Below are 16776 nucleotides of genomic sequence, written 5' to 3' on the forward strand. Positions count from 1 at the left end.
AGACTACTGCAAACGGAATTGCAGGTGTAATCAATAGTTTAAACTATAGTCACACAATCACTTACACGACTTTTCGTGTCACACCCCCGGATCGAAATAGCTCGTTACCATGTTCGTGGCCTCGGTAATGCCGCCAATTCCGTTACCTTGTGCGAATGCACTTGAAACAGCAGCCAGAATAAAAGCTGCCGACATTAGAAATTTTTTCTTTGTCATAATGAGAAATTGTTTAAAAAATGGTATCGGGGTGGATAGTCCCGATACCGGGTTGATAAATCTTGTTACTATTGAATTTTTTAGTGGTTGATAGCGCGAAAGCTATCCGTAATCTCTTTCTTTCATCTTTCTTTGTTTTACATTATTATTAATACTTTTCGCACTATGCGAAATCTCTGATATTAAAATTGTCGGGAGCCTTTTTGCCGTTTCCGGCAGTTCCGGCTTCCTTGTCTTTCCGCTCATAAAAAGCCGAAAGGCTTTCAGCCATAAGGTCGGTAACGATTCGCTTTGCATCGGGCTTACCAGAAACCACCTGTTCAAACATATCAGTCTGCCGTATCTCCAGTAAAGTATCGCCCGCTTTTCGTTTTTGCTCCGGCGTTGCTTCATTCGTCCGGTTTACAGTGCGGACTGCATTACCCAGATCATCGAACTGAATACCTGAAGCGAGTACGGCTTGTGCCGTTCCTTCCACTTCTTCCGTTTCTTCTTCGTCTTCCGGCGCATCTTCGTTTTCGTCCGTCATTTCATATTCGAGCGGATAATCTATATCCATAGGCTCGTTTTCTTCATCCGGTGGAGTGTCGGAAAACGCTTCTTCCAATTCCTCCGGCGGCACTTCCGCTGATGGCTTTACCTCGTTAGGCGAAGCAAATATATCGGGATTTTCAGCCTGATTTTCAGATTTTAGCGAGGTGGCAGTGAGTGGCTCCGATTTGGCAGCGAGTGGCGTCGATGCGCTTAAATCAAATGTGCTTTTCCCGACAATATTTTCCTTCAAACGACCTGCTTCATGAATGGAGCTACCCTGACCGATAATGTTCTTTTTTCGTCTTTTTCCTGCTCTTGCCCACAAGAAATAAATTCCGACAAAAAGGGCATACAGGATAACTACGGTTATAAATATCTTTTCCATCCTTACTTTTTAGGGTTTAGGTAATCATCATTGTTATTCTTCTTATACTGTTCTGAAATCTCATCCTGAAAGGTTTCAAAATGATGCTTCAGGACATTGTCTATGTAACTGAATATGGTTACTTCATTTTTTCCTATAACCCCTACAATCTTTGAAATCCGGTTATGGTATTCCTTACGGATACTTACTAATTTTCCGTTTCTTGTCGGGATACCTGCATTGACAAGAAACTGTTTCTTATAGCCGGAAGATTCGGGTTTCGTTTTATCACCCGGAACGACTATCATTTCTATTTCAGGAGCCGTTTTTTCTTCGTATTCTTTCCGCATACGTTTCTTATAGCGAATAGCTTTCGGCAGAATAATTGCCGCCAGTATCACCAATCCCCAGAGGACAATTCCTATTATTGCCTTATCTCCGCTATCTATTAAAAATGGACTGACTATCATAATTTGATTGTTTTATTGTTAGAAAATTCCTTCGTTGTTTTTATTGTACAATTCCGTTATCTCATCCTGATAAGCAGCAAAATGTTGGGACAGTACATTATCTATATAGCTGAATAAAGACACCTGATTTTTACCGATGACCTGAACGATCTTCATAATCTTTTCATGGTGGTCTTTGCGTATGTAAACAGATTTTCCGGTACGTGCCGTAATGCCGACTTCCTGAATAAACAGGCTTTCGTAATCAGGAGATTTACTGCGTTTCCGTTTGGTTTCCTCACGGGGGGATTCTTCCTGAATAACTTCCGTTTTTTCAGGTTCCACGCTTTCCGCTTCCTGTTCCTGTTTCTTTTCGTGTTCAGGAACTAATGCTCTGGGTATGGAACTCGGATTATTCCGGCGTTCCTTATTCTTGAATGAGGATATGACAAAACTGGCATCAATCTCATTCAGGTTTACTTCTTCTTTCTTTTTCGCCATAATCGGTTATTTTAAAGTTTCCAACATTTCATCTATCAGGGCATCGAGGTTACTGCCTCTTACCAATGCTTTGTCCGCAGGGAACAGTGTAGAGCGGAACAGGGCTTTGTGGTTTACCGACTGCTCCCGGCGGAACCGCTTACTGTCGGGCAGGAATGTTTTGAAAAGCGGGAAACCCAGTTTATCAATCACATCTTCATACACTTCGTAGAGTTCGGTTTTCTCCCGACCATCAACGAGATTCCAAAGCAGGTACAGCCCTTTGATTTTTGCTTTGCCGGGCGTAATCAGGGCATCATTGACCGTAATCACATATTGCAGGGTGCTTTCCAGTACCAACCTGTCAGCACTGATCGGAGCAATAATGTAATCCATGAGTGAAAGCGTGTGTACAACTGCCGGATTGTTGATTGTTCCGGGCAGGTCGAAAAATACGAAGTCAGGCTGCAATACTTCAATAACTTCCTGTGCATCTTCCATAGCATTTTCTGGGCTGCTTTCGATAACTTCATAAGCCTTTTTACCCAATGCAGAAAACTGTTCGTAAGCCATGAGCTTGTAATGGTCATCATCCATCGACATTTTTATATCACGCTCACGCATTTCCGCAATCGAGTGTTGTGGAAAGTCGCAATCAATCACGGCTACGTTATAGCCTTTCACATAGTGCAAGTAAGAAGCAACCAACACCGTAAGAGTTGTTTTTCCGGCTCCCCCCTTTTGGGTACTGAAAGCCACGTTCAAAGTTTTCTTTTCCATTGTCTGAAATTTTTAATTATTATACATCGTTTGTATCTCTGTCCGGTTGAACAACCGTCTGTCTGTTCAGCCATACGTTTGATTAGTTATCCGTTCATCTGTCCGTCCGTTTGACCGTTTAGCCATTTGGCTGTTTGTCTGTCCGTCTGTTTAGCCGTTGGAACGTTTAGCCGTTTAGCCAGTCATTTGTTTGTTCAGCCATTTGTTTAGCTATTAATCCGGCTGTATCTCCATATAGCCGACTGTATGTTTTTATATCCGTACAGCTATTCATTTAGCTATCCGGCTGTCTGTTCATACAGTCATTTTCTCTGCAAATAAAAACCTATTTATTAGCAGAATCATCACTTTTTCACGAGGTGGCAGTGAGTGGCGTCGATTTGGCAGCGAGTGGCTTCGCTGCTTGGAATACAGCACGTTACTTTAGCCTATAACTTTGCTGCATGAAATGTCGGGAGATATCCGACCGCCATTTTCGCTCGTTTACTCGCATTCATATCTGTCCCTGTTCAGGACAGATTTTATTTGCGTCATGGCAAATAGCAAGCTGTGTTTTTTGCTGCACGAAACAAGTTCTGCTGCAAAAAACGCTTGCCCCTCCGGGGGGGCGCAACCTCCGAAGTCGGTTGCTTATAATGAATCATTCGGGCGATGATTGTTAAGGCGGCAAGGGTGCCTAACGACGGATTATACCACTAAAAAATCCGACGTATGAATGAAAAAGCAAAGAATCTCCCCAAAAGGGGAAAAGGGGGTAGAAACCCCAAGAATGATCCGGCGAATTACCGTTATTCGGTAAACTTCACCGCAGTAGAACATGCCCGGTTCCTCACCATGTTTGAGCAATCAGGGCTACAATCGAAGGCTCGTTTTATCGCTGCCCGTGTTTTCGGGGACGAGTTTCGAGTGGTAAAAATCGACCGTTCCGCTATGGAATACGTTACTAAACTCACATCTTTTTACGCACAATTCCGTTCCGTTGGGACGAATTACAATCAGGTTGTAAAGGAATTGCATACCAATTTTTCAGAAAAGAAAGCACTTGCTTTGCTCTATAAATTGGAAAAGGCAACGGTAGAACTGGCAGAAACGGGGAAAAAAATTCTGGAATTATCGGAAGAATTTAAGGAACAATGGTTGCAAAAATAAACATCGGTAGTAACCTGTACGGTGCATTGACGTACAATCAGGAAAAGGTTGATAAAGGTCTGGGAAAGATATTAGGTGCGAATCTTGTGTTTGAACCTGCCGATGGACACTTCAACGTTATTGATTGTATTGAGGACTTCATGCAGTTTATCCCGTCGCACTTCCGTACCGAACAACACGTTTTCCATGTATCCCTGAATCCACATGAGGATGATGTTTTGACAGATGACCAACTGGTAGATATCGGAAGGGAATACATGAAACGATTGGGGTATGGCGATCAACCTTATCTGATATTCAAGCATGAGGACATTGAGCGGGAGCATATGCACATTGTATCGCTTCGGGTAAAAAGCGACGGAAAAAAGGTTTATGATGGAAAAGAACATGAACGAAGTAAGGCTATAACAGAAGATTTGGAACGGGAATATAACTTGCATCCGGCAGAAGGACAAAAGCAGGGTGAACAATGGGAACTAACCCCTGTCGATTTTTCAAAGGGAAACCTTAAAAAGCAGATTGCATCCGTTATCAAACCGCTGGCTTCTATGTATCACTTTCAAAGCATGGGAGAATATAAAGCCGTCCTTTCCTTATATAATATAAATGTTGAGGAACTGAAAGGCGAGGCAAAAGGAAAGCCTTATCGGGGATTGCTTTATTCCGCTTTGGATAGTGAGGGCAACAAGGTCGGCAATCCTCTAAAGTCTTCCATATTCGGGAAGTCAGTCGGTTACGATGGACTGGAAAAGCGTATGGAGAAATCTGCCGAACGCATCAAAACTAAAAACCTGAAGACACATACATTAAAAGCGGTATCGGAAGCCAAGCAGGGCAGCCAAAGTGAGAGCGAGTTCCGAGCGAAGCTAAGGCAGCAGGGTATTGATGTTCTGTTTAGGCGGAATGATGAAGGACGGATATATGGCGCTACATTCATAGACCATACTACCCGCACCATACTGAACGGTTCCCGATTGGGTAAAGAGTATTCCGCTAATGTTTTCAATGACCTGTACGGTGGAAAACAGGAACAAGCACAAGAGCCAGTCAAAGACACACGCCTTTCTGATGTTTACAATAATATTCAGCCAGGCACGCACCATGATAACAGTTACACTTCGGATAGTGTAACCGGTGGGCTTTTCTCAATTCTTAATCCGGAGCCGGAGAACCATCCTAAAGAAGAAATGCCATTACCACGTCGTAAGAAAAAAAAGAAGCGCAGGTATGGCAGGCAGATGTAATAAAATATAGGTTTTGTTTGTCATTTCACCTATACGATAAAAGACGGAATCAGGTTATTGATTTCGTCTTTTATAATTAATAACTTGCCCATTAGGATGTTGAATCAACAAAGTTATTGTCTGTAATTAACTATATTTATTCTGGATCTGCCGTGTGTTGCTTTTTTTTATAGTCAATTAAATCTTTACCCGAACCTTTCATCAGATCAATAGCCCATTTTGTTATTACTACCGAGCTTATTATACCACTCAAACAATCTAACCAATATATCTGCCAAAACATTCCGATAGTTAGGGCAATAATAGCGGTTATACTTGTTAATCCGTCAGCCAATACATGTAGGTATGCCGAGTGGATATTATGGTCACGATGCTCATGATCGTGATGCAGGAATACTGCACTTAGAGCATTTACAATCAATCCAACAATGGCAACGATAATAGCTTCCTTGAAAAATATATCTACTGGATTCATTAACCTTTGTACGGATTCAACTGCCATCAATACAGCTACAATCAGCAATGCTACGGCACTCGTATAGCCGGATAAAGCCAATAGTTTCCCTTTATTGAATGAGTGATTTTCTGTTTGTGAATACTTACGGGCTGCATAGTAAGCAACCCATGTCAGACCTAAAGCAAGTACATGGGAAGCCATGTGCCAGCCGTCAGCTAATAATGCCATTGAGTTAGTCCAGTACCCGAAGCTAATTTCTACTACCATTGTTGCGGCTGTCAGCAAAACAACCCATTTGGTTTTCTGTTCGTTGGTATGTGTATGATTTTTAGTATGCGGATGATTATTCTCCGCATGATTATGTTTATCTCCCATGATGATTAATATTTTATTTGGATAATCGTCTTATTATTTAGCTAAGAAGTTATTTATAAAATATTATTCTTGGGTGGATGCCAGATTGAGTTAATAAGATTTTGAGGAATATAATATGTGTGATCCGGTATTTTAATATCGGATTTTATGGCAAATGGTTTTTCAGGATTGTCGAAAGAATGTTCCGCAAATATAAAAGGATTAATATGTACTGTATTAAGTGAGTTATGAAAAGGCAAAGATGCGTGATTGTGATTTGCCTTTTTTTTCGTTTTATGCTCATTTTCGGAATAATGCAGTTTAAAAAAATCTTTTAAGTCAATGGATGTTTCTTCAGTGTGTTCGCAATAATGTTGGATTAAAAAAGGCAAGCGATATATTTCCTGCAAAACAGTATTAGTGAATCCTATTTGCAGGGACAGTAAAGTAACGACTATGATGGTCAAAAATTTCACGCCTCAAATTTAGCAATATTCCTTAAAATAGTAAATCACTATTTTAAGGTATTTACTTATAAGGTACCTCTTATTCCATTTTAGCGCCACTCGCTGCCAAATCGAAGCCACAAGCGACCACATGACAGAAAATCAATCATTTACAAGAACAACCTCTCTAATTTCGCTTCTCAAACTTTTAATTTTTAAAGATTATGCAACAAGAAGATGATTTAAGAGGACTTGCCAAAGTGATGGAGTTCATGAGGGCAATCAGTATTATTTTTGTAGTGATAAACATTTATTGGTTTTGCTATTACGCTTTGCGTGAATGGGGAATCAATATTTCGGTAGTTGATAAGATACTACTGAACTTTGACCGGACTGCCGGACTATTCGGTAGTATTCTTTATACCAAATTATTTGCCGTTGTTTTCCTTGCCCTTTCGTGTCTGGGAACTAAGGGAGTTAAAGAGGAAAAAATCACTTGGCCGAAAATCTATGTTTTTCTGACAATAGGTTTTATCCTGTTCTTTATGAATTGGTGGATACTTGAATTGCCATTACCTGCATCGGCTACAACAGGTTTTTACATCCTGACAATGGCAGCAGGTTATCTGTTCCTTTTGGTCGGTGGATTATGGATGAGCCGTTTACTCAAAAACAATATGTTCGACGACGTATTCAACACGGAGAACGAGAGTTTTATGCAGGAAACACGGCTATTACAGAGTGAATATTCCGTGAACCTGCCTACGAAATTCTGGTATAAGAAAAAAGAATGGCGGGGTTGGATAAACGTTGTAAATCCTTTTCGTGCAAGTATTGTGTTAGGAACTCCGGGCAGTGGGAAGTCATACGCTGTTGTTAATCAATACATTAAGCAACAAATTGAGAAAGGATTTTCAATGTACGTGTATGATTTTAAGTTTCCTGACCTTTCTACAATCGCTTATAATCATTTACTGAACAATCAATTAGGCTACAAAAAAGTCCCCACGTTTTACGTGATAAACTTCGACGATCCGAGCCGTTCACACCGATGTAATCCAATCAACCCTTCTTTCATGGAAGATATTAGCGATGCTTACGAATCGAGTTATACAATTATGCTTAACCTTAATAAAACATGGGTGCAAAAACAAGGCGACTTCTTTGTGGAATCTCCGATAATTCTGTTTGCTGCTATTATATGGTATCTCCGAATTTATAAAGACGGAAAATATTGCACATTCCCTCATGCGATAGAGTTCCTGAATAAAAGGTATGAAGATATTTTCCCTATTTTGACAAGTTATCCCGAACTGGAAAACTACCTAAGTCCCTTTATGGACGCGTGGCTTGGGGGCGCAATGGAACAGTTGCAGGGACAGATAGCAAGTGCTAAAATACCGCTTTCAAGAATGATTAGCCCGCAATTATACTGGGTAATGAGCGGTGATGAGTTCACGCTTGATATAAACAACCCTGATGATCCGAAGGTATTAGTCGTAGGCAATAACCCCGATAGGCAAAATATATACGGCGCAGCTTTGGGACTTTACAATTCCAGAATAGTTAAATTGATAAACAAAAAAGGGCAATTAAAGAGTTCGGTCGTAATCGACGAATTACCGACAATTTATTTCAAAGGTCTTGACAATTTGATCGCAACAGCCCGTAGTAATAAGGTTGCTGTGCTTTTGGGCTTTCAGGATTTTTCGCAGCTAATAAGGGACTACGGGGATAAGGAAGCAAAAGTTGTGATGAACACCGTAGGAAATGTTTTTAGCGGTCAGGTTGTGGGAGAAACTGCAAAAACATTATCCGATAGATTTGGTAAAGTCTTACAGAAACGCCAGTCTATGACTATTAACCGCAATGATAAATCGACCTCTATAAGTACCCAGATGGATAGCTTGATACCACCGTCCAAAATCAGTAACTTGACACAAGGGATGTTTGTCGGAGCGATTGCCGACAACTTTGATGAACGTATCGAGCAGAAAATTTTCCATTGTGAAATAGTTGTAGATAATGCAAAGGTAGCTGCCGAAACTAAGGCTTATCAATCTATTCCTATTATTACCGACTTTAAAGACGAAAACGGAGTAGATAAGATGAAAGAGCAGATACAGCTCAACTATAACCGTATCAAAGAGGAAACCAAACAAATTGTTGCAGAAGAACTACAACGCATTAAGGATGATCCTTCATTGGCTCATTTATTACAGCAACAAGAATAAATATACATATATATATAATGTAGGAGAGCCGGATTTCCGGCTCTTTGTTTTTCCTATAACGCCACTCACTGCCAAATCGAAGCCACAAGCGACCACCTGCCGAAAAATCAACAGCTAACCTCTTGATTACCGCTACTTTTATTCTGCATTAATAGTGATGCAGAACAAAAACAGTTTTTATTATGGATGAAAAATTAAATCCGAAAGACAAAGTTCTCCTGATGCGAGATGAAGGAGAAGGCAACAAACTCAAAGTCGTGAAAGGCATCGACAAAAAAGGTAAAATTGATGCCATTGATCCCATGAAGGCGAAGCAAACCGATTTTATCAAAATTGACAAACACGCCGATCCCCTTGAAAACTTTTTCAAAAACTTCTTTAATCAAGCTAAAAACCCGTCGCATACAGGATTCTATGCGGTTACCGTCGATATGCTTGATAAAGTATTAAAACTAAGTGATGAAGATTTGGAGAAGTATCGTATCAATCCGAAAGATTATATGAATCAGCAGGAACAATCCACCAAAGAGAGTGAAAAGCAAGTTCAAACCGAAAAAAAAGAAGAAAAAATGGAAGCAACACCAGCAACCGAACAGAAGACCGAATTTAAGCAATTCGACACAAGCCGTATCCCTGAAAGTGAATATCAGAAATACGGTATCAAGCCCGAAAATCTGGAGGGCGAACTCAAAGCCATGAGTTACGGGTATAAATCTCCGCACCTTGTAGATATCAACCCCAAAATAGAGGGAGTAGAATATCCCATGAAAGCCCGTCTTTCACTGGAGGAACAGCCGGATGGCAGCCTGAAATTTACCCCGCATCCATACCAACAGCAGGTTGATTTGGAAAAACCGTTTCAGGGCATTATGCTCCCCAATGACGTAAAAGAAAACCTGTTAGCAACGGGTAACAGTGGTAGGGTGGTAGAACTGGAGCCAAGACCGGGCGAAAAAGTACCGTCGCTTATTTCTATCGACAAGCAGACTAACCGTTTGGAAGCCGTACCCCTTGATAAGCTCACAGTATCTCAAAACCTGAAAGGTGTTGAGTTATCTCCTGAACAACAACAGGCATTAAAAGAAGGGAAAAAGGTACTCGTAGAGGGTATGACCTCCAAAAAGACAATAGGTACCGATAATCCTAAAAAATTCGATGCTTATGTTCAGTTTAATGCAGCCAAAGGCGGTTACGATTTCAATTATGACGGATTAGACCGCAATAAGTATCAGCAGAACAATAGACAGGAACAAAGCCAGAACGGAGAACAGCAGAACCAAGTCCGTATTCCTAAAAAACTTTTAGGCGTTGATTTGGACGATAAACAACAAAGTTCTCTCCGGGAAGGAAAAGCCGTCTATGTTCAGGGTATGATGAAAGACGGAAAGGGCGAGCCTTTCAATGCCTATGTAAAGGTCAATCAGGAAAAAGGCAAACTGGATTTCTTTAAGTGGAACCCGGACAGAGCCAAAAAGCAAGGTGCGGATGTGAAAGTTGCCGAAGGCAATAAGACACAGGTAGCAGTCAATTCACAGGGTAAAACCAATGAAGCAACCAAACATTCAAATGAACCCCTGAAACAAGGTCAGCAAAACCCGACCGAAAAGCAGCAAGAGCAGAAGCAGATTAGGAAACCTGTGAAAAAGTCCACAGGACATAAAATGTAATACCAACCACTAAAAAATCCAATAGTAAATGAAAGTAATAATTGCAGAAAAGCCAAGCGTAGCCCGTGATATAGCGGCTATCGTTGGTGCGGATAACCGCAAGGACGGTTATTTAGAAGGGAACGGATATTGTGTAACGTGGGCATTTGGCCACCTCATAGGACTGGCAATGCCGCAGGACTATGGTATTACAGGATTTCAGGCTGAAAACCTACCGATACTTCCTGCCGAATTTAAGTTATTGCCTCGTCAGGTAAAGGACGGTAAAGAATACAAACCTGATCCGGGCACAATGAAACAACTTAAAGTTATCAAAGAGTTATTTAATAAATGTGAGCGTATAGTGGTTGCGACCGATGCAGGACGTGAAGGGGAGTTAATTTTCAGATATATATATAATTATCTGGAGTGTTCCCGCCCTTTCGACCGTCTTTGGATAAGCTCTCTCACGGATCAGGCTATCCGCAAAGGATTGGAGAACCTACGTCCGGGAAAAGAGTACGACAACCTGTATCGTTCGGCAAAAGCCCGGAGCCAAGCCGATTGGGTTGTCGGGATAAACGCTTCACAAGCCCTGTCAATATCAGCCGGGCACGGCGTATGGTCATTGGGACGGGTGCAAACACCTACACTCGCCATGATATGCAGCCGTTATCTGGAAAACAAAGATTTCAAACCGCAAACCTATTTTCAGGTAAAATTGCATACGGCAAAAGATGCAACCCAGTTCGCCGCTATTTCCACAGAACGGTACAACACAAAGCAGGAGGCAGACGACATCTTAAACCGTGTCCGATCCGCCGAATCCGTAAACGTGATAAGCGTAGAAAAGAAAGAAGCCAATCAGGAACCGCCATTGCTCTACGATTTGACTACTTTGCAGAAAGAAGCGAACAGCCGCCATAGTTTTTCAGCAGATAAAACCCTGTCGGTAGCCCAGTCGCTTTACGAAGCGAAACTTATTTCCTATCCAAGAACGGGCAGCCGTTATATTTCCGATGATGTTTTTGCCGAGATACCCGCCCTTATAGGTCAGTTATCCGGTTACGCTCCATTCGGCAACTATGCAAAAATAATGTCAGGGGCAAGCCTGAACAGGCGTTCTGTAAATGATAAGAAAGTAACAGACCACCATGCTCTGATTATCACCGAAAATATGCCGAAAGATATTTCAGCCGACCAACGTATCATATACGATATGATTGCTGCCCGAATGTTGGAAGCCTTTTCCGGCAAATGCACCAAAGAAAACACAAGCGTTTCTTTGGATGCTTCGGGCATTGCTTTTTCAGTCAAAGGTAGCATTATCCTTATTCCCGGTTGGCGTGCCGTATTGAACGCACCTGATGAAGAAAAAGGCGAAGACGATGCTCCGGCACTTCCATCCCTGTCCGATGGGGATGTACTTCCCATTAACGGAACGGACTTACTGGAGAAACAAACCAAGCCCCGCCCATTACATACGGAAAGTAGTTTATTATCTTCTATGGAAACCTGTGGTAAAGACCTTACCGACGAAACGGAACGGGAAGCGCTCAAAGAATCGGGTATCGGAACACCTGCCACCCGTGCCGCTATTATCGAAACGCTTTTCTCCCGTGAATATATTCAGCGTGAAAAAAAATCCCTTGTTCCTACCAATAAAGGATTGGTAGTCTATCTGGCTATCCGTGATAAAAAAATAGCGGACGTAGCTATGACCGGAGCATGGGAAAGCGCATTGAATAAAATAGCAACGGGAGAAATGGATGCCGATACCTTTCATAGAAGTATCGAAGTATATGCCGCACAGATTACCACCGAATTACTGGAGAAGAAAATCGAAGGCGGCAATACAAGAGAGAGCTGTCCATGTCCGAAATGTAAAAACGGTCAGGTAGTAATATTCCAAAAGGTTGCAAAATGTAACAATGAGGCTTGCGGACTGACAGTATTCCGGAATAAATCAGGAAAAGACCTGACGGACGGACAACTGAAAGACCTGCTTACCAAAGGCAAGACAGGTACTATCAAAGGCTTTAAGAGTAAAGAAAATAAGCCTTTTGATGCTGCCGTAGCTTTTGATGCAGAGTATAAAACGATATTCCAATTTGATAATTCCAAAAAGAGGAAAAAGTAATGAAAATAAGTTTGTTATTAAATTTAGGACAGGCATTGACGAGAAATGCAAATCTGGATAAGCCGACTAAAATGCTATATTCTTTTATTGATTATTGTAAAAGTCATGATTTTCCATATCCTACTATTCCAAGAATCGGAGAATTTATTTCATTGGAAGAGTTCTTTATAGAATGGGCGAAATCGCTTGATGACTGCGAATTAAATATGCTTGATAATATTAATTCGCTAACTACGTGTATCGGTAAGGAAATTAAGGTCATCAATGTTATTCACAATGTAAATCGCTCAGTCCTGTACTGTTCTGACTTGTATAAATTGGAATAAAACAGCTATCTTTGCCACTAAGAAGTTCATATGGCACAGGTTTTAATGAGAAATTATTAAATCTATCCTATTGAATTTTTTAGTGGTGGCACTGGGGAGGGATACCCCGGTGCCTTTTGCTTATCCGTATCAATAGTTTTCCACTAAAAAATTCATAGTTATGAAATACAATTCAAATTTAGAGCCTGCGGAAATGTCATACTTCCGGCTCAATCTACTTTCTTATTTACGTGATTCCCACCCCGACAAAGCAAATGACCTTTCATTTATTGCCGGACGTGGGGATATGGCAGCCGAAGCGTACAGCGAAGCCGTAAAAAGCGGTTTAGACCATATTCAAGCTGCCGAAATTGCAAACGAAGCCTTATTCAAAGGCTTACACTTTTCACCTTATAATATAGTAGTTGAAATACTTTGGAACGAGTTTTTCGACGAAGTTTCTCCGGGTGGTGCCCAGGCAAAGGCAAAAGAACTAATGCCCGAATGTCAGGCGGTATTTGCTAAATACAACCTTAGTGATGATTATGCCGAAACGACAGAGTACCAGTCGCTTTATACAGAGCTTGTCGGCACGATCCTGATACTGCTCGAAAATGAGTTACAATAAGCGAACTCATTTGCGTCAGAATATTGACGCAATAAAGTTAGCGTTAAGGCTCGACAAGGAACAAAAAAAGGCAACACCCGAAGAACGGGAAATACTCGCAAAATATTCAGGCTTTGGAGGGATTAAGGCAATCCTTAACCCTGCCGACAAACCCGAAGATATTGAGCGGTGGTCTAAATCCGAAGTCGAGCTTTTCCCGTTGGTGCAAGAACTCCACGAGGTACTCCGTGAAAGTTCTCCCACACCGGAAGTTTACAAACGCTATGTCAGTTCCCTGAAAAGTTCTATCCTTACGGCATTTTATACGCCGAAGCCTGTTATTGATGTGTTAGCGGATGCACTAAAGGATAGCGGTATAACTCCGACACGCTTTTTAGAACCCAGTGCCGGAACAGGTGCGTTTATTTCTTCTTTCAAAGATATTGCACCTGAAGCTAACGTAACCAGTTTTGAAAAAGACCTGCTAACAGGTAAAATTCTATCGCACCTTTATCCTGATGATAAGGTACGGATTGAAGGTTACGAAAAAATGGAAGGACGCTATTCACAGCATTTTGATGTGATTGCATCTAATATCCCTTTTGGAGATGTTTCGGTATTCGATCCGCTACTGTCCAACCATGAAATACCCGCCGTCAAACAATCGACACAGGCGATACACAACTACTTTTTTGTAAAAAGTGTCATGTCGGCCAGAGAAGGCGGGTTAATCGCCTTTATTACCAGTCAGGGCGTACTCAATTCGGAACAAAACAAACCGATACGGGAATACCTGATGAACTCTTGCGATGTTGTTTCAGCTATCCGTTTGCCGAACAACCTCTTTTCCGACCATGCCGGAACTGATGTCGGCAGCGACCTGATTGTATTACAACGGAATAATAAAAATATAGTTCCAAGCCAACGACAGCAGGATTTTATCGAATCCCGCAAATTATCTAACGGCATATCTATTAATAACCTGTTCCGTGATTTCAACAGAGTAGTACAAACCCGTTCCAAAATCGACACCGATCCATACGGCAAACCTGCTATTGTTTTTACCCATGAAGGCGGTATTGAGGGAATAGCCACAGATTTGCGGCAAATGCTGAAAGATGATTTTTCAAAACATTTGGATTTGCAGCGTTACCAAAACTATGCACAGGAAAACCCGGCACAGTCGGTAACACAACAATCTCAATCTGCAAAATTGGATAACAGCAATCAGATAACCGAACAGGATATTCAGGAATTAAGTGATTACGCTTCTGAAATGGACAGAAAACTGTATGCCGAACGTCCGCCACAACCCGAAGATTTTGGAATTAAAGAAAAAAAGCAGAATGAAACAGAAGAAAGACAACCGGCTGCTCCAAATACTTTTAGAGGTACTCTTTTCGATATGGATGATCCTGCCATTAAAAAAGCGCCGACTACGGAGGCGAAACCCCAGTCCGTAACGCAGGAACCATTAATAACGCTCTATGACCTTTTCGGCTTTACCCAAGAGGAACGCAGTCAGGTAAACAAACCCAAAAAGAGAGGTAGAAAATTCAAATTACAGGCAAGCAAGTCAAAGGAACTGCCGTTTATGGACTGGCGGGAAGAAATGGCGCATAATGCAGCGCAGCAACGGGAAAAGCTACAACAGGAAAGCGCCGAGGCCTATCCCGTATTCGATGCCCGTCGGGAAGAACAGTTGGAACGGCTGAAAGAGGAAGCCGAACGGGAACAGCAGGAACGCATGAAACCTGTTCCTTTCCTATTGGAAGATATACCGTCCCATTACCGTGATGGCTCACTTGTTACCGACGAAAATAATCGTATCGGTTATTTGCGTGATTTGAATGGATTTCAGCCGATGTTCCATCCGCTTCAGCTCACCGGAACACAGCAGGCGAAAGCATCCCTTTATATTGAAATACGGGACACTTATCACCACCTGTACAGCAACGAAGCAACAAGGTTGGAAGCCAATCCTGCATTAAGGGAAATGCTTAACCGACTGTATGATGATTTTACCCGCCGTTTCGGAAATATAAACGATGCGAAAAATCTTAGTCTTATAAAAATGGATGCCGGAGGAACGGAAATTCTTTCTCTGGAACGGTATATCGACGGTAAAGCCGTCAAAGCAGATATATTTCAACAACCGGTTGCCTTTAATCCCAATGAGATTACCCATGCCGATAATGCACGGGAAGCCCTGACCGCTTCGCTCAATAAACATGCAACGGTAAACCTTGAATATATGGCAGGGCTTACAGGGGGGACTTCGGATGAAATACTGGAGGAACTCAAAGGGCAGGTATTTTTCAATCCAATGATAGGCTCTTATGAAATTAAAGACAAGTTCATAAGTGGTAATGTTATCTCCAAAGCGGAACACGTAGAGCGGTATATAGAAAACCACCCCGACAATGAAGCGGCAAAAGAATCATTAAAGGCTCTGAAAGAAGCAATACCCCGTCCGATAGCATTCGAAGATTTGGATTTTAATTTCGGAGAACGGTGGATACCGTCGGGCATTTACAGCAAATACGCTTCACATTTGTTTGATACGAATGTATCGGTGCATTATGCTCAAAGCCGTGATGAATACACGCTCAAAGCCGACAGCAAAAATATCAAGATATGGGATCAGTACGCTGTTAAGGCAACAAGCCGGACTTTCGACGGTATCGCCCTGATGAAACACGCCTTGCATAATACCTCTCCTGATATAACAAAGAAAGTCAATAAGTTGATTGACGGGGAAATAAAAGAGGTCAAGGTACGTGATTCCGAATCTATTCAACTCGCCAATTCCAAGATTGACGAGATACGGAACGGTTTCGTTGAATGGCTTAACGAACAATCACCGGAGTTCAAAGACCGACTGGCAGATAAATACAACCGTACATTTAATTGTTTCGTCCGTCCGGAGTATGACGGAAGCCACCAAGAGTTTCCGGGACTGGATCTGAAAGGCTTGGGTATTCCCGACCTATACAATAGCCAAAAGGATGCAATTTGGATGGATAAACTCAATGGCGGGGGTATTATCGACCACGAAGTCGGGGGCGGTAAAACCCTGATAATGTGTGTAAGCGCCTACGAGAAAAAACGTTTGGGATTGGTAAATAAACCGCTCATTATGGCGCTCAAAGCCAATGTTCATGAAATAGCCCAAACTTTCTGTACGGCTTACCCCAATGCAAAAGTGTTGTATCCGGGTAAAGAAGATTTCACCCCTGCTAAACGGGCGAAGATTTTCAACGAAATGAAGAATAACAACTGTTATCCAAAACTTTTCATTATCCCAACTTTTTATTAGAACGCCTTATAATGAGTTGCTTTCAGGAAAAAGTTGGGATAATTGACAGCAC

11 protein-coding genes and 2 pseudogenes are annotated in these 16776 nt (G+C 41.8%); 7 read left to right on the forward strand and 6 right to left on the reverse strand.

Features of this window, described 5'->3' with window-relative positions; translation table 11 throughout:
- Nucleotides 1–84 precede the first annotated feature (84 nt).
- The 5 genes and pseudogenes from D0T87_RS22520 to D0T87_RS22540 form a co-directional block, all read right to left on the reverse strand.
- Nucleotides 85–216, reverse strand: a pseudogene (locus tag D0T87_RS22520) (DUF4134 family protein); the annotation flags it as partial.
- 163 nt (nucleotides 217–379) lie between these two features.
- The gene (locus tag D0T87_RS22525; protein ID WP_129733325.1) at nucleotides 380–1135 is read right to left on the reverse strand and encodes a hypothetical protein; all 756 of its coding nucleotides are present in this window, start codon (nucleotides 1133–1135) and stop codon (nucleotides 380–382) included.
- A gap of 2 nt (nucleotides 1136–1137) precedes the next feature.
- The gene (locus D0T87_RS22530; RefSeq protein WP_129733326.1) at nucleotides 1138–1584 is read right to left on the reverse strand and encodes a DUF3408 domain-containing protein; all 447 of its coding nucleotides are present in this window, start codon (nucleotides 1582–1584) and stop codon (nucleotides 1138–1140) included.
- Between the two features lie 18 nt (nucleotides 1585–1602).
- Nucleotides 1603–2064: a DUF3408 domain-containing protein gene (locus D0T87_RS22535; protein ID WP_129733327.1), complete on the reverse strand. Its 462-nt coding sequence runs from the start codon at nucleotides 2062–2064 to the stop codon at nucleotides 1603–1605.
- Between the two features lie 6 nt (nucleotides 2065–2070).
- The gene (locus D0T87_RS22540) at nucleotides 2071–2823 is read right to left on the reverse strand and encodes a ParA family protein (protein WP_129733328.1); all 753 of its coding nucleotides are present in this window, start codon (nucleotides 2821–2823) and stop codon (nucleotides 2071–2073) included.
- 711 nt (nucleotides 2824–3534) lie between these two features.
- Here D0T87_RS22540 and mobA point away from each other — a divergent pair.
- Together mobA and mobB are read left to right on the forward strand one after the other, a co-directional pair.
- Nucleotides 3535–3972: a conjugal transfer protein MobA gene (gene mobA / locus D0T87_RS22545; protein ID WP_129733329.1), complete on the forward strand. Its 438-nt coding sequence runs from the start codon at nucleotides 3535–3537 to the stop codon at nucleotides 3970–3972.
- Nucleotides 3957–5216 carry a conjugal transfer protein MobB gene (mobB, locus tag D0T87_RS22550; RefSeq protein WP_129733330.1) on the forward strand — a complete coding sequence of 420 codons (1260 nt, stop codon included), beginning with the start codon at nucleotides 3957–3959 and terminating at the stop codon, nucleotides 5214–5216. Before mobA ends, mobB begins: the two co-directional genes overlap by 16 nt.
- 136 nt (nucleotides 5217–5352) lie before the next feature.
- Here mobB and D0T87_RS22555 read toward each other — a convergent pair whose 3' ends face one another.
- Nucleotides 5353–6048, reverse strand: a complete 696-nt coding sequence (locus D0T87_RS22555) for a cation diffusion facilitator family transporter (RefSeq protein ID WP_129733331.1) — start codon at nucleotides 6046–6048, stop codon at nucleotides 5353–5355.
- A gap of 649 nt (nucleotides 6049–6697) precedes the next feature.
- Here D0T87_RS22555 and mobC point away from each other — a divergent pair.
- The 5 genes and pseudogenes from mobC to D0T87_RS22580 all read left to right on the forward strand — a co-directional run.
- A complete protein-coding gene (gene mobC / locus D0T87_RS22560) occupies nucleotides 6698–8707 on the forward strand; it encodes a conjugal transfer protein MobC (RefSeq protein WP_185154804.1) in 2010 nt (669 codons plus the stop codon).
- Between the two features lie 182 nt (nucleotides 8708–8889).
- Entirely contained in the window at nucleotides 8890–10374 is a 1485-nt protein-coding gene (locus tag D0T87_RS22565) for a DUF3945 domain-containing protein (RefSeq protein WP_129733333.1), read from the forward strand.
- Between the two features lie 28 nt (nucleotides 10375–10402).
- Nucleotides 10403–12493: a type IA DNA topoisomerase gene (locus tag D0T87_RS22570; RefSeq protein WP_129733334.1), complete on the forward strand. Its 2091-nt coding sequence runs from the start codon at nucleotides 10403–10405 to the stop codon at nucleotides 12491–12493.
- 486 nt (nucleotides 12494–12979) lie between these two features.
- Entirely contained in the window at nucleotides 12980–13426 is a 447-nt protein-coding gene (locus D0T87_RS22575) for a DUF1896 family protein (RefSeq protein ID WP_129733336.1), read from the forward strand.
- A pseudogene (locus D0T87_RS22580) lies at nucleotides 13413–16685 on the forward strand (N-6 DNA methylase); the annotation flags it as partial. The gene D0T87_RS22575 and the pseudogene D0T87_RS22580, both read left to right, overlap by 14 nt.
- Between the last annotated feature and the right edge of the window lie 91 nt (nucleotides 16686–16776).

Source organism: Bacteroides sp. 51, assembly GCF_010500965.1.
Classification (GTDB): Bacteria; Bacteroidota; Bacteroidia; order Bacteroidales; family Bacteroidaceae; genus Bacteroides.